This window comes from Gordonia sp. CNJ-863, assembly GCF_001942325.1.
Classification (GTDB): Bacteria; Actinomycetota; Actinomycetes; order Mycobacteriales; family Mycobacteriaceae; genus Gordonia; species Gordonia alkanivorans.
Genome location: NZ_MKKG01000003.1, coordinates 46,033 through 64,113 on the forward strand (window position 1 = coordinate 46,033; position 18,081 = coordinate 64,113).

An 18,081-nucleotide genomic window follows, 5' to 3' on the forward strand; every position below is an offset into this window, starting at 1 on the left:
CCGTCAGCGAGTGAAGAGGGTTCCCAATTCCGGTATGAACGAGTTGATCCCGGCGAGACGCAACCCCTGCCACGCGGTGACCTGATTGGCGGTCAGGACCGGCTTCGCGAACTTCTCCTCGAGTCCGGTGATCCACATCGCGGTGTGCAGGGCGGTGTCGGGGATGAGGAGCGCCTCTGCGTCGGGGTGGTCCGCGGCCGCGATCATGTCGAAAAGGCCGTCTCCGTCCAGGATTCCGGCTTCGGAGGCGGTCCCGATGTCGTTGGCGCGCAGCGAGACCACCTCGATGCCGCCGTCGCCGAGGAAACCGATGAACCGTGAGGCCAGGGGATCGGGGTAGGTTGCGGCGATCGCGACCCGGGACAGTCCGAGGTGGTGACACGCCTCGACGAAGGCCAGCGAGGTCGACGACGCGGGAAGGCCGGCGAGGGCCGCGACGTCGGCCACCTGACGTCGGGCGCCGTCGAGGCCGTAGACGAAACTCCCGGAGGTGCAGGCCCACATCACCGACGCCGGTTGATCGGCCTGGGCTCGTCGCAGCCCCTCGGCGAGGCGGTGCTGTTCGCCGACCGCGGCCATGGCGTCGACGGTGTGGTCATCGGACTCGATCTCGGTGATGGTCACCGGCAGGCGGACGTCGGTGCCTGCGGCCACGAGCACGGACGCGATGAGCTCGTAGTCGTCTTCGGCAGCGTGACCGGGATAGAGCATCGCGACGGTGGTTGTCACCCGCACACCTCCAAGGTAGATTGTCAACAATCTACCAACTGCGACAGACTAGAGGGCGCATGTCGGAAACAGCACGGTGGCTCAGCGCCATCGAACTGGCCGACGCCTACCGGACCGGTGAGCTGACGCCGGAGGCGGTGGCCGTCGAACTGCTCGACGCCGTCGACCAGGTCGACCCTTCCGTCAACGCATTCTGCCTCGTGGATCGGGACGCGACCCTCGCCGCCGCCCGGGAGGCCGGCGAACGTTTCAGGGCGGGCACTCCGCTGGGGCCGCTCGACGGGGTGCCGGTCAGCATCAAGGACCTGCTGCTCACCGGCGGCTGGCCCACCCTGCGCGGGTCGCTGATGATCGAGTCGGATCAGATGGCGTGGGACACCGACGCCCCCGCGGTCGCGCGACTCCGCGAGGCCGGCGCGGTGATGCTGGGCAAGGTCACCACACCGGAATTCGGGTGGAAGGGCGTCACCGACAGCCCGCGTACCGGCATCACCCGCAACCCGTGGAACGCACTGCGGACGTCCGGAGGATCGAGTGGTGGTTCTGCCGCGGCCCTGGCGGCCGGACTCGGTCCGCTGTCGGTGGGAACCGACGGCGGGGGATCGATCCGGATACCGGCCGCCTACTGCGGGGTGGTCGGATTCAAGGCCACTCTCGGCCGGGTCCCGATGTATCCGCCGAGTCCGTTCGCGCCGGTCGCGCACGTCGGGCCGATGACCAGGACGGTCGGCGACTGCGCGCTGCTCCTCGACGTCCTCAGTGGGCACGATCCGCGGGACTGGTCGGCGCTGGCGACGCCCACCGAGAGCGCCGCCGCCGCCATCGCCGACGTCCGGGACCTCTCCGATCTGCGTATCGGGTACAGTTCCGACCTCGGCTTCGGCTCGAATGATCCTGGGATACAGTCCAATACGGACCGCGTGGTATCGGTGCTCGAACAGCTCGGGGCGACGGTGGAGAAGGTGGACCTCGGCTGGGAAGACCCGGCGTGGGCGTATCACATCATCTGGTTCGCCGGAGCCGACGTGGTGGTGCGAGGGCTCGGCCCGGGCGCGCAGGAGAAGGTCGACCCGCTGCTCCTCGAGGCGCTCGAACGACACCGAGACTTCACCGCGGACGACGTCGTCAGCGCGAACGCGCTGCGCATGGAGATGGGAACCACGATGGGTCTCTTCCACGAGGAGTTCGACCTGCTCGTCACCCCCTCGATGCCCACCGTGGCCTTCGAGGCGGGACGCACCGTTCCCGAAGGATCGGCATCGCCGGACTGGACGTCCTGGACGCCGTACAGCTATCCGTTCAATCTCACCGGGCAGCCCGCGATCACGGTACCCAGCGGATTCGTCGACGGTCTGCCGACCGGCGCTCAGTTCGTCGCTGCGCGACACCGGGATACGACCGTGCTGCGGGTCGCGGCGGCGTACGAGGCGGCTGCCGGCTTCACGATGTTGGGAGACCGTCCGTGACCGGCCGTGCCGAACGATTCATCACCGTGACACTCGAGAAGCGGGGGGTGACGGCGGTGGCGCGGATGCTCGACGCCGAGGCGCCGCGGACGGCGGCAGCGGTCTGGGATGCGCTGCCGCTGGGTGGCCAGGTGTTCCACGGCAAGTTCGCGCGCAACGAGATCTACACGCTGCTACCGGCATTCGCGCCGGTGGAGCCGGGTCCCGAGAACACTACCATCACGCCGATTCCCGGCGACCTGTGCTACTTCACCTTCGACGGTGTTTTGGACAACCCCGCATATGGGTACGATCCCACATCCGCACCGGCCGAACACCGGCTGCTCATCGACCTCGCAGTCTTCTACGGAAGAAACAACCTGCTGGTCAACGGCGATGTCGGCTGGGTACCGGGGAACGTGTTCGCCACCATCACGGAGGGCCTGGAAGACTTTGCGGCGGCTTGCAACGACATCTGGATGGGCGGCGCGCGGGGGGAAACGCTCACCTATGCGAGCTTCGAGCGGTAAGAAAGAAGGAATGACGGTGGCGATCACAGTGGATGGGGACGGCCCGGGCGTGGACGGCCCGGGGGGTCGGCGCGCCGCTTCTCACCAGGGAAAACGAGGCGGCTCGACGCGCCGTCGAGTGCTCACGCCACTGGTGCAGGAGTCGACACCGGCGATCATCGCGCGTAAGTTGCACAATGCCATTGCGAACGGCGACTTCCCACCCGGGTCGCAGTTGACGGAGTCCGGTCTCGCCGCAGACCTGGGCGTCAGCCGCGGCCCGCTGCGTGAGGCGATGCAACGTCTCACCGCGGAGGGTCTGCTGGTCAGCCATCGCAACCGGGGCCTGTTCGTCGTCTCGATGGAGAGAGACGACATCCGCGACATGTACGTCGCGCGCACGGCGGTGGAACGTGCTGCCGTGCAACAGGTCATCGCGCACAGCGAATCGGAGGCGGTGGCCGCGCTGGACGAGGCGGTGGAGGCCATGCGCGTGTTCGGCGACGAGCCGAACGGTGCCGGGATGGCCGAGGCGGACATGGGATTTCACCAGACGCTGGTGGAACTCGCGGAAAGCCGGCGCCTTTCGCGTCTCCACGAGACGATTCTCGTGGAAACACGAATGTGCTTGCGAGCCATGCGAGGAACATATTCATCGGGAAAGGAACGGATCGACGAACACCAGGCGTTGGTGGACGCCATAGCTGCGGGGGATTCTGCCAAGGCAGATGCGCTGATGATCGAGCACATGGCCGACGGGCTGCGCCGATTGATCGGTGACGGCGACGACGCCGGTGATGTCCCCGGGTCCGGGAGCTGATCGCTCGCGGTTCGAATGTCCACGGATGGTCGAGCAGGCTGCCGTCCGTGCACAAAGGCCCACCAACGCCGGAGATGACCTAGCGAGGGGCGAGTCACGGCCTCGATGACATTCAGGAAGCGCAGATGAGCGACACGACACCAGCGGATACTTATGAGCAGCTCGCACCGGACCCGGAGTCACCCGAGGGACGGAAACTCCTCCGCAAGGCCATCGGTGCCTCGGCGATCGGAAACGCCACCGAATGGTACGACTACGGCGTCTACGCCGCGGCCTCGGTCTATCTGACCCAAGCCTTCTTCCCAGGTGAGTTCGGAACCATCGGCACCATGCTGGGTTTCGCGGTCTCCTTCGTGCTCCGCCCCCTCGGTGGCATGATCTGGGGGCCGATCGGCGACCGTATCGGCCGCAAATCTGTTCTGGCCATGACGATCCTGCTGATCTCGGGCGCCACCGCGCTGATCGGCCTACTGCCCACGCACGCGTCGATCGGTGTATGGGCACCCATCCTGTTGATCCTGCTCCGCGTCATCCAGGGTTTCTCGACCGGTGGTGAATACGGTGGCGCGGCAACGTTCATGGCCGAGTACGCGCCGGACAACAAGCGCGGCAAGTACGGCTCCTTCCTCGAGTTCGGCACGCTCGCCGGCTTCTGCGGCGGTACCGCATTCGTTCTGCTCCTGCAGCTAGGCCTCACCGACTCGCAGATGGACCAGTGGGGTTGGCGTATCCCGTTCCTGCTCGCGCTGCCCATGGGTCTGATCGGGTTGTACCTGCGCTCGCAGATGGATGACACCCCCGTCTTCCAGGAGCTGGAGCGGGAGGACGAGATCAAGGGTTCGGCGTGGACCCGGTTCAAGGATCTGCTCGTCAACTACCGGCGACCGATCCTGACGATGTTCGGCATGGTCATCGCACTCAACGTCGCCAACTACACGCTGTTGGCGTATCAGCCGACCTACCTGCAGAACACCATCAACCTGTCCGAGACCTCGGCGAGCGTCGTCAACCTGATCGGGCAGCTCGTGATGATGCTGCTCATCCCGTTCTTCGGCTGGTGGTCGGATTCGACCGGGCGCAAACCCATGTGGTGGGGATCGCTGATCGGCCTGTTCGTCCTCGCGCTCCCGCTGTACTGGCTCATGGGGCAGGGATTCGTCTGGGCGATAGTGGCATTCGTGATCCTCGGAGCGCTCTACATCCCGCAGCTGGCCACCATCTCGGCGACCTTCCCGGCCATGTTCCCGACGCAGGTGCGATATGCGGGCTTCGCGATCTCCTACAACGTCGCGACCGCTGCGTTCGGCGGTACCGCGCCGCTGGTCAACGATGCCGTCGTCGAGAACACCGACTGGAACCTCTTCCCGGCGGTGTACATGATGGGGGCCTGCGCCATCGGCATGGTCGCGCTGCTGTTCCTGAAGGAGACCGCGGGCTGCTCGCTCCGCGGCACCGAGATCCCCAGCAAGGAGAACGACTTCCACGAGCTGCAGAAGAAGCCGGCGGAGTCGAGGGTCTAGGCCAGCAACCTCAGCCCGGCGAGCGTGTACGCCTTTGCCGCAGTGACGAGATCTGCGATGGCGACCGACTCGTCGGGCTGATGTGCGTCGGTGTTGATGTTGCCGGGGCCCAACACGATCGACGGGATGCCGAGGTCGCGGCTGACGAAACCGCCGTCGCACGCAGCGCTCCAGCCGCCCACCGAGGTCGCGGTGCCGGAGTCGGTGACCGCACCGACTGCTGCGGTGACGAGCGGGTGATCGGCGGCGGTCGCGAAACCCGGCATCTCCATGGTGACGCGGACATCGACGGTGATGCCGTCGGTGTCGATTGCCCTGTCGCGGATAGCTTTTCGGAGGTCCCCGGCGACCGCATGCGGGTCCTCGAAGGGCATCAGGCGCCGGTCGATACCGAGCGAGCATGTCGGTGCGACGACCGAGATGCCCTGTCCGCCTTGGATGGTGCCGACGTTCCAGGTGCCGCAGCCGAGCAGGTCGTCGAGCGTCTCGTGAAGGTGCTCGTGGTCGGCGCGGATGAAATCGACGATCGCGGCCGCGGCGTTGATGGCACTGCGCCCGTCGGCCGGTCGGCCGGAATGCGCGGCGCGGCCGGTCACCTCGATCTCGATGTACGACGCACCGCGGCAGCCGCGGACGATCTGCATGTCGGTGGGTTCGGCGACGATACAGCCGAGGAATTCGGAGTCGGCGGGACGGCCGACGAAGTCGCGCACGCCGATGCCGTGCTCCTCCTCGTCGACCGTGCACACCAGGCGCACGGGGCCCGAGAGTCCGACGCCGAAGTCGCGTGCCCGCGACAGCACGCTCATGGCTGCCACGACGGACGCGATCCCGCCCTTCATGTCGGTGGTGCCGCGTCCGTAGAGCCGGCCGTCGCGAGTCCGCACGGTGTACGGGTCGGCGGTCCAGTTCGGGCCGGCCGGCACGACGTCGGAATGGCCGAGGAACATCAGTCCCGGGCCGTCGCCGCCGGGGAGAGTGGCGATCAGGTTCGGGCGCTCGGCGGCCACCTCGTAGGTGTCGACAGCGAACCCCAGCGCGCGACACGCCTTTTCCAGGATCTCGACGGCGGCGCCCTCGGTGCCACCCGGGTTCTCGCTCGGTGCCTCCACCAGCGCGGTCGTGAGCGCGGTGACAGCGGCCTCGTCGATCAGATCGACGAGCGACTGCTCGGCCGGACTCAGCTCAGGTACGTGTTCACCGCTCACCGTGCCATCTTCTCAAGACTGGACGTGAGGCGTCGAATACCTTCGTCGATCCGGTCCGGCGTGCTCGACGCGAAGCACAGGCGCATCGAGTTGCGGAACCGGCCACCCGGCGACAGCGCCGGACCGGGGATGAAGGCGACGCCGTCGGCCAGGGCGATCTCGAACAGCTCCCGGGTGTCGATCTCGGCGAACTCCTCACGCAGCGTGACCCACAGGAAGAAGCCGCCCTCCGGGTTGGTGGTGACCACGCGGTCGCCGAGGTGGCGGGCGATGGAGTCGAGCATGGCGTCCTTGCGCTCGCGGTACAGCGAGCGGATGCCGGCGAGGTGGTCCTCGAGGCCACCGCGCGCGATGTACTCGGCCACGATGTGCTGGTTGGGCACGTTGGTGCAAGTGTCCATGGCCTGCTTGCCGTTGATGAGCAGCTGCCGCAACGACGGATCGGCGTCGACCCAGCCGACGCGCCAGCCGGGAGCCAGGATCTTGGAGAAGGTCCGCACCGAGAAGATCAGCGGATCGCCGGGACTCATCGTCTGGAAGGTCGGGATGTCGGTTCCCGCGAAGCGCAGCAGACCGTACGGATCGTCGTCGATGACGACCGAACCCCACGTGTGGGCCAGGCGCAACAGCTCGCGGCGTCGTTCCTCCGACATCGTGACGCCGGACGGGTTCTGGAACGTGGGGATCGTGTAGATCGCCTTGGGGGTCTTGTGGGTGCGCGCCACCAGATCGGCGAGCAGATCGACCTGCATGCCGTCGTCATCGACCGGTACCTCGAGCAGCTGTGCGCCGTAGGACAGCGCGGTCGCGCTGCCGTTGGTGTAGGTCGGGGACTCGACGATGACCAGGTCGCCGGGATCGACGAACAGTTTGCAGGCGAGGTCGAGGCCCTGCATGCCGCCGGTGGTGATCACCAGGCGGTCGTGGGTCGACGGGTCGGGCGTGGTGGCGAGATAGTCGACGAGCAGCTGTAGCAGCCGCGGTTCCCCTTCGGTGGCACCGTAGGTGAACGACGTGTGGTCGAGGATCTCGCCGGCGATCTGACGGAACTCGTCGGCCGGGACGGCCTCGTCGGCAGGTGAACCCATCGCGAAGCGCACGATGTCGTGGGACTGAGCGGCCAGCAGGGAGGTCGACGAGTCGATCATCGACCCGACCAGGTCCTTCGTCCGCCCGGCCAGAGGCAGCGTGGGGCCGGAATGCCGTAGGTCGTTCACGGGTTCGGTGGCGGTGTGGGTGGTGGTCATTCTGGTCACCTCATTCCTTCTCTGGAGTGGATTGCGTTGTGCTCGACACTATTTCTGGATCAATTCCCGCGGGAACGACGTGAGGCACTCGACGCCGGTGGGGCTCACCCGCACCGATTCGGAGAGCTCGAAACCGTAGTTCTCCATCCACATCCCGCAGACGATGTGGAAGGTCATGTTGGTCTCGAGGACGGTCTCGTCCTCGGAGCGGATGCTGATGGTGCGCTCACCCCAGTCCGGCGGGTACCCGATGCCGATCGAATACCCCAGGCGCGAGGGCTTTTCGAGTCCGTACTTGGCCAGGGTCCAGTTCCAGGTGGAGGCGAGTTCGCGCGTCGCCACCCCCGGCTTGATCGCCTCGAGGACGTTGTTCAGTCCCTCGGCGGTGGCCTTCGCGACATAGTCGAGGTCTTTGTTCGGGGTACCCAGCGACACCGTCCGCGCGAGCGGACAGTGGTACCGGTTGTGCGCGCCGGTCAGTTCGATGACCACCGCCTCGTCCTCGACGAAAGTTCCCTGATGCCAGGTGAGATGGGGTGTGTCGGCCGCCGCGCCGGTCGGCATCATCGGCACGATCGCCGGGTAGTCGCCGCCGAAATCCGGTGTCCCGGTGATCTGTGCCTGCGAGATCGCCGCCGCCGCATCGCATTGCCGCACACCGACGTCGATGGTGTCGATCGCCGCGCGCATGGCCTCCGAGCACACCATCCCGGCCTGACGCATCAGCTGGACCTCGGCCTCGGACTTGACCGACCGCACCCAGTTGACGAGTTCGAAGTTGTCGACGAGCTTCCACTCCGGGATCGCATTGTGCAATGCGCGATAGGCCTTGGGAGAGAAGAAGTGCGAGTCCATCTCCAGGCCGACCGAACCGCCGCGCGAGGCGGGCGCGATGGCGTGCCGCTGGCGGAGCGACCACGCGACCCAGTCGAAGGGATGCACGTGCGGCCGGTGCACGTAGCTCTCCGGGTACCCGACGATCTGCTCGTCGGGCAACCACGTCGTGCGGTGCGCGCCACGGGCATCCATCTCCCGGGCGTAGAAGACCATCTCGCCCTCGATCGGGACGAACAGCATCTGCGGGGTGTAGAACGACCACGCGTTGTACCCGATCAGATAGAAGATGTTGGCCGGGTCGGTGACGATGATCGCCGACAACCCCTGACGGTCCATGAGTTCACGAACCCTCGTCAGGCGCTGTTCGTACTCGCTGTCGGTGAACAGCTGAGTACCGAGGTACATGGGCTTGCTGCTCCTTGCTCACACGTCGGTGGTTCGGCGGGATGTTCTTTTCGCGTCCTCAGCGGCGGATCGGCGTCGCCGTGTACTTCATGTCGAGGAACTCCTCGATGCCCACGCGGCCGCCCTCACGGCCGAGGCCGGACTCCTTGACCCCGCCGAACGGCGCGGCCGGATTCGACACGATGCCCGTGTTGACCCCGACCATACCGGCTTCCAGCGCTCCCGACAGGCGAGCGCAACGGTCGACGTCCTGGCTGAAGAAGTAGGCGACCAGACCCCATGCGGTGTCGTTGGCGAGAGAGATCACCTCGTCGTCGGCGGCCGGGTCGAGGGGATTGCCGGCGTCGCCGAACGGGATGATCGCCGCGACCGGACCGAAGATCTCGTTGCGCACCAGATCGGCGTCGAGGCCGACGCCGGTCAGCACCGTTGGCGGGTAGAAGTAACCGGGACCCTCGGGCGCCACACCGCCGCAGGCCACCGTGGCGCCCTTGGACACCGCGTCGTCGACGAGCGAGGAGACCTTCGCGACGGCCTTGGGCTCGACGAGCGGACCGACCTGCGTTCCCTCTGCGGTGCCGTCGCCGACCTTCAGTGCGGCCATCTTCGCCGTGAATTGCTCGGTGAACTCGTCGATCACGCTGCGGTGCACGAAGATCCGGTTGGCCGCGGTGCAGGCCTGACCGGTGTTGCGCATCTTGGCCAGCATGAGTCCGTCCACCGCGCGGGAGATGTCGGCGTCGGCGCACACGATGAACGGGGCGTTGCCGCCGAGCTCCATCGAGGTGCGCATCACGGTTCCGGCGGCCTGCCGCAGCAACGTCTTGCCGACCTCGGTCGATCCGGTGAAGCTGACCTTGCGGGCGAGCCCGCTGTCCATCCACTCGGTGACCACCGTCGACGGATTCGTGGTGGTCACGACGTTGAGTACGCCGGCAGGCAGGCCCGCCTCGACGAGGATGTCGGCGAGGAGAAGTGTGGTCAGCGGGGTGAGCTCGGCGGGCTTGAGAACCATCGTGCAGCCGGCCGCGACGGCGGGCCCGATCTTGCGGGTTCCCATGGCCAGCGGGAAGTTCCACGGTGTGATCAGGATGCACGGGCCGACCGGCTGCCTGCTCACCACGATGCGGTGGCCACCGTCTCCGGTGGTGGTGTGGTCACCGCCGATGCGCACGGCCTCCTCGGCGAACCACCGGAAGAACTCGGCGCCGTAGGCGACCTCACCTTTGGCCTCGGCCAGCGGCTTGCCCATCTCGGCGGTCATCACCGAGGCGATCTCGTCGACCCGGCTCATGATGAGCTCGTATGCGCGGTAGAGGATCTCGCTGCGGCTGCGCGGGGACGTGGCAGCCCACTCGGCCTGATGCGCGGCCGCGGTCTCGAGTGCGCGCCGGGCGTCGGTCGCGTCGGCGTCGGCCACCTGTGCGAGCACCTCGCCGGTCGCGGGATTGAGCACGTCGAAACGGTCGCCGGCGGCGGCCGGAACCCATTCACCGTCGATGAACAGGTCGGTGTGGACCGACGAGATGGCGTCGGGGACCTGGGTGGTGGCGATGGCCGTCATGATCGGGCTCTCCTCGGTTGATCGGGGGTGGGTCGGGGTCGGGTTGTGGAGGTGAGAAGTTCGGCGAGGTGGACCCCGCGGATCTCGCGTGCGTCGGTCAAGTCGTCGTCGACCATAGCGAGGTGTTCGACCGCCATCGCGCAGCTGAATCCGTCGGTGACGACGGGGCGATGCGGGTTGTCGCGCAACGCGGGTGCGAGTCCGTTCTCCGCGACGGCCATGCTGACCTCGTAGTGGCCCTTCTCGAAGCCGAAGTTACCTGCCACACCGCAACATCCGTCGGCGGAGTGCACGGTGACGCCGAGTGCTTCGAGAGCCGCGGTGCCGGTGCGGGCGCCGAAGACCGCGTACTCGTGGCAGTGGGTCTGGAGGGTCACCTCGTCCGGGAGCGGCGGCGGCCGCCATCCCGCGTCGAGCAGGGTCGGGAGGTGGGCGGCGAAGCTGCGTACGCGTGCGGCTACGCGACGTGCGCTGTCGGTGGGGACGAGTTCGGGCAGGTCCTTGGCCAGTGCAGCAGCGCAACTGGGCTCGGGCACCACGATGGGACGGTCGGTGCCGTCGTCGAGGTTCGCGGCGGTGCGTCGAAGTGTCCTGCGCGCCTTGCCCAGTTGACCGGTGGAGATCCAGGTGAGGGCGCAGCAGTTCTCCGACGTACAACCGACCTGCTCGCCCGTCGCGCCCAAGACCTCCGCGGCGGCGGCGGCCACCTGCGGGCGGAAAGCGCGGGTGAACGAATCGACGAACAGGATGATCTGCGAGGTCGGGGACACCGGGGCGAGCCCGTCCAGATGCGCCTTGCGGGTGCGTCGGGCCGCGAACGCCGGCATCGTCCGGCGAGGGTCGAGGCCGCCGGCGCGGGCGGCCAGGCCGCTGATCTTCGAGGACAGGGCGCGATTGATCAGCGGCGCAGCGGTTCCGGCCGCTGTCAGCCACGCCGGCATCCAGCCCAGGGAGTAGTGCGACAGCGGGCGGAGACGGCGACGGTAGTGATGGTCGAGGAATTCCGACTTGTAGGTGGCCATGTCGACGCCGGTCGGGCAGTCCGTCGAACATGCCTTGCAGGACAGGCACAGTTCGAGGGCCTCGGCGACCTCGGGTGACCGCCAGCCGTCGTCGACCGATGGGGCGGTGCGCACCATGTCCTGGAGGACCCGGGCCCGACCCCGCGTCGAATCCTTCTCGTCGCGGGTCGCCCGGTAGCTCGGGCACATGACGCCACCGGTGTCGGCGCGGCACCGGCCGACACCGATGCAGCCCTGGACCGCGTGGACGAAGGGATCAAGGAGCGGGAGTTCGCGAGAACCGCCCCTGACATCCGCCCCGGAGGGAGCCGCCGCCGACGTATTGTCATCGGCGCCGCTGCTGAGGGCGGATTTCGGGGGCGTATCCCGGGAGCCGTGGCCGTGGCCGTGGCCGAGGTCGAAGGCGGTCGGCCAGGTGCGGCGCGGGACGTCGGCCAGGGCGAGGTCGGCCGTGATCGACGGCGGGTCGACGATGCTGCCCGGGTTGAGGTTGCCCGCCGGGTCCCAGATCGACTTGAACCGAGCGAAGGCCGCCATCATGGCCGGTGCGTACATGATCGGCAGCAGTGCCGAGCGCGCCCGCCCGTCGCCGTGCTCGCCCGACAGTGAACCACCATGACGCACAACGAGTTCCGCGGCTCCGATGCAGAAGTGCTCCATCACGGCGCGACCCTCGGGGGTGCGCAGGTCGAAGGTGATGCGGACGTGCATGCAGCCGGCGCCGAAGTGGCCGTACATCACACCTGTGAGGCGGTGGTGGTCGAGGAGTTCGGCGAAGTCGTCGAGGTAGTCGGCCAGTCGCTCGGGGGCGACCGCCGCGTCCTCCCAGCCGGGCCAGGATTCGTAGTTGCCGCCGACACTCTCGTCGTCGGGGTCGGCCAGACGCGACGACAGTCCGGCGCCGTCCTCGCGGACGCGCCACAATGCCTTGCGCCGAACCGGGTCGTCGACGACGGTGGCGCCGATCATCCGGCCCTGCGCACGAAGGTGGTCGAGGAGTCGCTCGGCGGTCGCCGGAACGTCGGATTCGCCCTGTGCTCCGGCACTCTCGGAGTCGACGTCGATGAACAACCAGGCGGATCCCTCGGGAAGTCCGGCGACAGTGTCCCGGCCGCGGCGCGCGGCCATGGTGGCGACGATCTTGCGGTCGATGCCCTCGATGGCCGACGGCGCGAACGGGAGGATCGCGGGGACGTCGCGGGCGCGTCGGCGGGGGAGTGGTAGCCGACGCAGAGCAGGAGCTGGGAGGTCGCGACCGGGACGAGGCGCACCTTCGCAGACACCACGATCGCGCAGGTCCCCTCGCTCCCGACGAGTGCGCGGGCGACGTCGAATCCGTTCTCGGGCAACAGCCGTGCGAGGTGATACCCCGAGACCTGGCGAGGGATGGTCTCCAGTTCGGTGCGCAGGATCGCGAGGTTGTCCGACGCGAGTTTCCGCAACTCGTCGGTGATCTCGGCGGCCCGCGCCACGGCCTGCCGGTCGCGGGGATCGGTGGCGTACAACCCGTCGCGCGTCGCGGTGAGCAGCAGCCCGTCGGCGGTGACGAGGTGCAGTTCGATCACGTGGTCGCTGGTGCGTCCGTATCGAACGGAGTGATTTCCGCAGGCGTCGTTGCCGATTGCCCCGCCGAGGGTTGCCCGTGACGCCGACGACGGGTCCGGGGCAAAGGTCAGCCGTCCTTCCGTCGCTGCACGAGCCCGCGCCGCCAGAGTGGTGAGCACGATGCCCGAACCCGCTACGGCGCTCGAGTTCTCGGCATCGACCGACAGCACCTGATCCAGGTGACGGGACAGGTCGATGACCACTCCGTCGCCGATGGCGTTGCCCGCCATCGAGGTCCCGCCGCCGCGCACGATCACCGGGACGCCGATGGCGTGACATCGCGCGACGATCGTCGCGACCTCGCGCGCAGACCGCGGGAAGGTCACGGCCCGCGGCGGGATGCGGTAATTCGAGGCGTCGTAGGAGTATTCGGCCAGACGGCGGGGCGAGGCGTCGGCATCGATGCCGAGGTCGGCGAGCTCGTCTGCGATGTCCACCGGCCTAACCCAGTGCGGCATGCAGCGCCGCGCCGAACCGCGCGACACCGAGGTCGATCTCGTCGGCGGTCACCACCAGCGCCGGGATGAGGCGGACGACGTTGGCCGACGGCCCGCAGGTCAGCGTCAACAGGCCCTGTTCCGTGGTGGCCTGCTGCACCGCGACGGCGGCCGGGGCGTCGGGCACCCGGTTGCCGGCGGCATCGGTGGAGACGAACTCGATGCCGGCCATCAGGCCGAGGCCCCGGACGTCGCCGACGCCCGGGAACGGCGCGCACACCTCGCGAAGCCCCGCGAGCAGTTGCTCTCCGCGCACGCGGGCGTTCTCCACGAGTCCCTCGGCCTCGATGACCTCGAGAGTCGCGACCGCGGCTGCGGCGGCCACGGCGTTGCCACCGTAGGTTCCGCCCTGCGATCCCGGCCACGCCTTGCTCATCAGCTCGGTCGACGCGGCGATCGCCGAGATCGGGAAGCCCGACGCCAGACCCTTTGCGGTGACGATGATGTCCGGGGTCAGGCCCTCGGCGTGCTGGTGGCCCCAGAATCTGCCGGTGCGACCGAACCCGGCCTGCACCTCGTCGAGGATGAGCAGGATGCCGTGGCGGTCGGCGCGCTCGCGCAGGCCCTGGAGGAATCGGGGCGGCGTCGGCAGGTAGCCGCCGTCGCCGAGGACGGGCTCGATGAGGAACGCGGCGGTGTCGTTGGGTGCGACGCGCGACTGCAGGAGGTAGTCGAGCTCCCGCAGCGCGAAGTCGACCGCGGTGTCGGTGTCCCAGCCGTAGCGGAAGGCGTAGGGGAACGGTGCCATGTGCACGCCGCCCATCAGCGGGGAGAAGCCGGCCGAGAAGCGGGTGCCCGCGGTGGTGAGGCTTGCGGCCGCGACGGTGCGGCCGTGGAATCCGCCCTGGAAGACGATGATGTTCGGCTTCGCGGTCGCCATGCGGGCAAGGCGGATCGCGGCCTCGACGGCCTCCGAACCCGAGTTGGCGTAGAAGACGGAGTCCAGGCCGGCCGGCAGGACCGCACCGAGTCGTTCGGTCAGCTCGAGCAGCGGCGGGTGCATGACGGTCGTGTACTGGGCGTGGATCACCTTGGCGCACTGGGCCTGCGCGGCCTCGACCACGTGCGGGTGGCAGTGGCCGGTGCTGGTGACGCCGATGCCGGTGGTGAAGTCGAGGTAGTCGCGGCCGTCGGTGCCGTGGATCCAGGACCCCAGCGCATGGTCGACGACGACCGGCGTCGCCTGCTTGAGCGCAGGACTGAGTGAGGCCGTCTGGTGGATGCGGGTGGGGGAGTCAACGCCGGCAGTCATGGGTACACCGTGACGCTAGATCGTACGATTGTCAACAATGTGACAGTCGGCGGTGCTCAGGGGTTGTTCTCGGGCTACGGTGGCCGCATGAGCACCCGACGTCCGGTCCTCGCGCTCCTCGGTGCCCCAGGTGTCGCGCCGCCATCGAACCTCGATCAGCTCGCCGAACTCGCCGAGATACGCCATTGCGTCGCAGACGATCTCGCGGATGCGCTGCCGGGTGCGGACGCGTTGGTGTTGTGGGACTTCTTCTCTCGGGCGCTCGCCGACAACTGGGGTGAGACGACCGCGTCGCTGAGGTGGGTGCACGTCTGCGCGGCAGGTGTCGACTCGCTGCTGTTCGACGAGCTGAAGACCTCCGATGTGGTGGTGACCAACGCGCACGGCGTGTTCGACCGGCCCATCGCCGAGTTCGTCCTCGCCTCGATCCTCGCCCGGGACAAGCGGTTACACGAGTCGATGGCCCTGCAGCGCGATCACGTGTGGAAGCATCGGGAAACCGTCGGCACGTCGCGTACCTCGGCCCTCGTCATCGGGACCGGCGGAATCGGCCGAGCCACCGCGCGGCTACTCCGTGCCGTGGGGATGCACGTCGTCGGCGGCGGGCGAACCGCGCGGGAGTCCGACCCCGACTTCGGCCGGGTCGTCGCCACCGCCGAACTAACCGAGCATGTCGGCGACTTCGACAACGTCGTCACCATCGCACCGCTGACCCCACAGACCGCCGGGATGATCGACGCGGAGGTGCTCGCCACGATGAAACCGGGCGCGCATCTGATCAACGTCGGCCGCGGCGAACTCGTCGACGAGCCGGCGCTGATCGACGCGCTGCGGTCGGGGCGCCTCGGTGCGGCCTCGCTCGACGTGTTCGCGACCGAACCGCTGCCCGCCTACAACGAGCTGTGGGATCTGCCCGGCGTCGCGATCTCGGCGCACATGAGCGGCGACGCGCTCGGCTGGCGCGAGGCGCTGTCGGAACAGATCCTCGAGAACCTGCGCCGGTACGTCGGTCTGGACGACACCGCGGACGGTGCCGTCGTCGCCGAGACGCTGGTCAACGTCGTCGACAAGGAACGCGGCTACCTAACCGGAGGCGGATGACGTCGTCGCGGCGCGGCCGATAGTAGGCTGTAGCGCGATGACCACCGTCTATTTCCTGATCGCCGCCGTGGCACTCGCGGGTGCGGGCGTCCTGTTGTGGCTCGACCGGCAGCGGTCGAGCGTCGCGCGGCACCAGCGTGCGATCTGGGGGGATGAGCACGAGTTCAAGTTCCGTGAGACGGACACCAAGCTGCGCAAGGTGTTCCGTCGGGCGACGATGAACGTCCCCGATCACGTCGAGGTCCGCGACGTCGCCTACGGCCGCTACGGCGGCGTGGAGACCGTTGTCTTCGATCTCGCCGAGACCGCGACCGTGATCGCCGTCCGCCGATCCTCGCCCTCGCCCGTCGTCGTCGACCTGCGTCACGAGGATGTGCTCGCGCCCGCCGAGGAGGACGTCGAACTCCTCGGCGCGATGGGGCCGCGGGTCATGTTCTCCAACAACCTCGACGTCGCCCGGCGCGTGTGCGACCGGCGCATGGTCGCCCTGGCCAACAAGGCCCCGGCGTTCGTCGAGGTGCTGTGGAACGAGGGCAACTGGGCGCTCGGTTCGCTTCCGCTGACCAATGATCCCGCGACGCTGAACACCGGCCTCGAAGTGGTTCGACGCTTCGCCGACCTGCTGCGCGTGCTCCCGCCGGTGCGTGAACCCGAGGACTCGCCCGACCCACGCGATCCGCACGGACCCACGCGCGCCGAGCTCGCCGACGAGAAGACCGAGTCGATGCGCGACAAGCGTCGCCGGCAGGCCGCGGCGGCTCCCGCCACAGAGGCTTCCCCGGCCGCCAAGCCGAGTGCCCCGCCGGTCCGTAAGCCGCCGCCGGCGACCGGTACCTCGTCGACGACGGGCCGGGGCATGGCCCCGATGCCGGTCCGCGGGTCCGCGACGCGCAAACCCGAGGACTCGCAGCGTCGGCCCGAGGACACCGGCGAGCGGTCGAATCGCCACCGCAGCTGACCCGACAGGGCTGATCCGAACGGTGTCGCGGACACCGTAGGGTAATCGTCATCCAGTGCACCGGCCGACAGCCGGAGAGTTCGAGAGTGAGTGGTCGCATGTCCTCGTCAAGCCCGGTTTCCGACGGCACGCCGCCCCCGGTCGACCCAGCGGCGCGGGCGCGACTCGCCGAACTGGTCCGCGAACTCGCCGTCGTGCACGGCAAGGTGACGCTGTCCTCCGGTAAGGAGGCCGACTACTACGTCGACCTGCGCCGCGCGACCCTGCATCACGAGGCCTCCCGCCTGATCGGCACGCTCATGCGCGAGCTGACCGCCGACTGGGAGTACGTCGCCGTGGGTGGCCTGACGCTCGGCGCCGACCCGGTCGCGACGTCGATCATGCATGCCGACGGTCGCGACATCGACGCCTTCGTGGTGCGCAAGGCCGCAAAAGCCCACGGCATGCAGCGTCGAATCGAGGGCCCGGACATCGTCGGCCGCAGCGTGCTCGTCGTCGAGGACACCAGCACGACGGGCGCCTCGCCGTCGACCGCAGTGGAGGCCGTGCGTGAGATCGGCGGCAACGTCGTCGGTGTCGCCACCGTCGTCGACCGTGCGACCGGCGCGGACGCGGTCATCACCGGGCTGGGCGTGCCCTACCGCTCACTGCTCGGGCTGAGCGATCTCGGCCTTGCCTGACGCACCCGATCCAGACGCCGGGGTCGCCGGTCCCACCGAGTGGGTGACGGGACCGCCGGTCGGTGTGGGCCCCTGGTCGGTCGAACACCCCGGTGAGCCGATCCCGGACGACGACCACCTCGACCCCGAACTGCTCGCGACCGGCGACACCCGAAACGTCGTCGACGCGTACCGGTACTGGAAGCGCGAGGCGATCGTCGCCGACATCGACACGCGCCGGCACCCGCTGCACGTCGCCATCGAGAACTTCGCCCACGACGCCAACATCGGCACCGTCGTGCGTACCGCGAACGCGTTCGCCGTCGCGGCGGTCCACATCGTCGGACGACGCCGCTGGAACCGTCGCGGCGCGATGGTCACCGACCGCTACCAGCACCTGATGCACCACGACACGGTCGGCGATCTGCTCGACTGGGCGCGCGGAGAAGGTCTGTCCGTCGTCGCGGTGGACAACACTCCGGGCTCGCGTCCGCTGGAGACCGTGGAACTACCGCGCGAATGCGTGCTGCTGTTCGGTCAGGAAGGTCCGGGCGTGAGCGACGACGCCCAACGTCAGGCCGACATGACGGTGTCGATCGCGCAGTTCGGGTCGACCCGCAGCATCAACGCCGGAGTGGCTGCCGGGATCGCCATGCACGCGTGGATCCGGCAGCACGCCGATCTGGATCAGTCCTGGTAGACG

14 protein-coding genes and 1 pseudogene are annotated in these 18,081 nt (G+C 68.4%); 8 read left to right on the forward strand and 7 right to left on the reverse strand.

Going from position 1 to position 18,081, the window contains the following annotated elements:
* Positions 1–3 precede the first annotated feature (3 nt).
* A complete protein-coding gene (locus BJF87_RS01615) occupies positions 4–729 on the reverse strand; it encodes a maleate cis-trans isomerase (protein ID WP_035754657.1) in 726 nt (241 codons plus the stop codon).
* 59 nt (positions 730–788) lie between these two features.
* Between BJF87_RS01615 and BJF87_RS01620 the strand changes: the two genes are divergently transcribed.
* From BJF87_RS01620 to BJF87_RS01635, 4 genes are all read left to right on the forward strand, one after another.
* Positions 789–2,195 carry an amidase gene (locus BJF87_RS01620; protein ID WP_035754531.1) on the forward strand — a complete coding sequence of 469 codons (1,407 nt, stop codon included), beginning with the start codon at positions 789–791 and terminating at the stop codon, positions 2,193–2,195.
* A complete protein-coding gene (locus BJF87_RS01625) occupies positions 2,192–2,704 on the forward strand; it encodes a DUF3830 family protein (protein WP_035754533.1) in 513 nt (170 codons plus the stop codon). The genes BJF87_RS01620 and BJF87_RS01625 overlap by 4 nt, the downstream gene beginning before the upstream one ends.
* A 10-nt stretch (positions 2,705–2,714) precedes the next feature.
* Positions 2,715–3,503, forward strand: coding sequence for a GntR family transcriptional regulator (locus BJF87_RS01630; RefSeq protein ID WP_081724860.1), 789 nt, complete (start codon positions 2,715–2,717; stop codon positions 3,501–3,503).
* Positions 3,504–3,628: 125 nt separating this feature from the next.
* Positions 3,629–5,023, forward strand: a complete 1,395-nt coding sequence (locus tag BJF87_RS01635; protein ID WP_035754538.1) for an MFS transporter — start codon at positions 3,629–3,631, stop codon at positions 5,021–5,023.
* Here the strand turns inward: BJF87_RS01635 and BJF87_RS01640 are convergent.
* The 6 genes and pseudogenes from BJF87_RS01640 to BJF87_RS01665 form a co-directional block, all read right to left on the reverse strand.
* Positions 5,020–6,231, reverse strand: a complete 1,212-nt coding sequence (locus BJF87_RS01640; protein WP_035754539.1) for a M20 family metallopeptidase — start codon at positions 6,229–6,231, stop codon at positions 5,020–5,022. The two genes, BJF87_RS01635 and BJF87_RS01640, sit on opposite strands and share 4 nt — an antisense overlap.
* Positions 6,228–7,478: a PLP-dependent aminotransferase family protein gene (locus BJF87_RS01645; protein WP_035754541.1), complete on the reverse strand. Its 1,251-nt coding sequence runs from the start codon at positions 7,476–7,478 to the stop codon at positions 6,228–6,230. The genes BJF87_RS01640 and BJF87_RS01645 overlap by 4 nt, the downstream gene beginning before the upstream one ends.
* 48 nt (positions 7,479–7,526) lie before the next feature.
* Positions 7,527–8,720 carry a M24 family metallopeptidase gene (locus BJF87_RS01650; protein ID WP_042378519.1) on the reverse strand — a complete coding sequence of 398 codons (1,194 nt, stop codon included), beginning with the start codon at positions 8,718–8,720 and terminating at the stop codon, positions 7,527–7,529.
* Between the two features lie 58 nt (positions 8,721–8,778).
* The gene (locus tag BJF87_RS01655) at positions 8,779–10,284 is read right to left on the reverse strand and encodes an NAD-dependent succinate-semialdehyde dehydrogenase (protein ID WP_075862538.1); all 1,506 of its coding nucleotides are present in this window, start codon (positions 10,282–10,284) and stop codon (positions 8,779–8,781) included.
* Positions 10,281–13,369: pseudogene (locus tag BJF87_RS01660) on the reverse strand (FAD-binding and (Fe-S)-binding domain-containing protein). The gene BJF87_RS01655 and the pseudogene BJF87_RS01660 overlap by 4 nt, the downstream one beginning before the upstream one ends.
* On the reverse strand, positions 13,353–14,660 hold the full coding sequence (locus BJF87_RS01665; RefSeq protein WP_006360984.1) for an aspartate aminotransferase family protein: 1,308 nt from the start codon (positions 14,658–14,660) through the stop codon (positions 13,353–13,355). The pseudogene BJF87_RS01660 and the gene BJF87_RS01665 overlap by 17 nt, the downstream one beginning before the upstream one ends.
* A gap of 87 nt (positions 14,661–14,747) precedes the next feature.
* On the opposite strand from BJF87_RS01665, the gene BJF87_RS01670 reads away from it, so the two are divergent.
* From BJF87_RS01670 to BJF87_RS01685, 4 genes are all read left to right on the forward strand, one after another.
* Positions 14,748–15,761 carry a D-2-hydroxyacid dehydrogenase gene (locus tag BJF87_RS01670; RefSeq protein ID WP_075862555.1) on the forward strand — a complete coding sequence of 338 codons (1,014 nt, stop codon included), beginning with the start codon at positions 14,748–14,750 and terminating at the stop codon, positions 15,759–15,761.
* A gap of 37 nt (positions 15,762–15,798) precedes the next feature.
* Positions 15,799–16,719: a hypothetical protein gene (locus BJF87_RS01675; RefSeq protein ID WP_075862539.1), complete on the forward strand. Its 921-nt coding sequence runs from the start codon at positions 15,799–15,801 to the stop codon at positions 16,717–16,719.
* 98 nt (positions 16,720–16,817) lie between these two features.
* Positions 16,818–17,399, forward strand: coding sequence for an orotate phosphoribosyltransferase (pyrE, locus tag BJF87_RS01680; protein WP_006360987.1), 582 nt, complete (start codon positions 16,818–16,820; stop codon positions 17,397–17,399).
* Positions 17,392–18,078 (forward strand): RNA methyltransferase, encoded by a 687-nt coding sequence (locus BJF87_RS01685; protein WP_075862540.1) that lies wholly within the window; start codon positions 17,392–17,394, stop codon positions 18,076–18,078. The genes pyrE and BJF87_RS01685 overlap by 8 nt, the downstream gene beginning before the upstream one ends.
* The last annotated feature ends 3 nt before the right edge of the window (positions 18,079–18,081 follow it).

Excerpts from the sequence above, each read along its gene's own strand:
- BJF87_RS01620 (WP_035754531.1), top strand. The coding sequence starts at position 789 with ATGTCGGAAACAGCACGGTGGCTCAGCGCCATCGAACTGGCCGACGCC.
- BJF87_RS01630 (WP_081724860.1), top strand. The coding sequence starts at position 2,715 with ATGACGGTGGCGATCACAGTGGATGGGGACGGCCCGGGCGTGGACGGC.
- BJF87_RS01635 (WP_035754538.1), top strand. The coding sequence starts at position 3,629 with ATGAGCGACACGACACCAGCGGATACTTATGAGCAGCTCGCACCGGAC.
- BJF87_RS01645 (WP_035754541.1), bottom strand. The coding sequence starts at position 7,478 with ATGACCACCACCCACACCGCCACCGAACCCGTGAACGACCTACGGCAT.
- BJF87_RS01650 (WP_042378519.1), bottom strand. The coding sequence starts at position 8,720 with ATGTACCTCGGTACTCAGCTGTTCACCGACAGCGAGTACGAACAGCGC.
- BJF87_RS01655 (WP_075862538.1), bottom strand. The coding sequence starts at position 10,284 with ATGACGGCCATCGCCACCACCCAGGTCCCCGACGCCATCTCGTCGGTC.
- BJF87_RS01665 (WP_006360984.1), bottom strand. The coding sequence starts at position 14,660 with ATGACTGCCGGCGTTGACTCCCCCACCCGCATCCACCAGACGGCCTCA.
- BJF87_RS01670 (WP_075862555.1), top strand. The coding sequence starts at position 14,748 with ATGAGCACCCGACGTCCGGTCCTCGCGCTCCTCGGTGCCCCAGGTGTC.
- BJF87_RS01675 (WP_075862539.1), top strand. The coding sequence starts at position 15,799 with ATGACCACCGTCTATTTCCTGATCGCCGCCGTGGCACTCGCGGGTGCG.
- pyrE (WP_006360987.1), top strand. The coding sequence starts at position 16,818 with ATGTCCTCGTCAAGCCCGGTTTCCGACGGCACGCCGCCCCCGGTCGAC.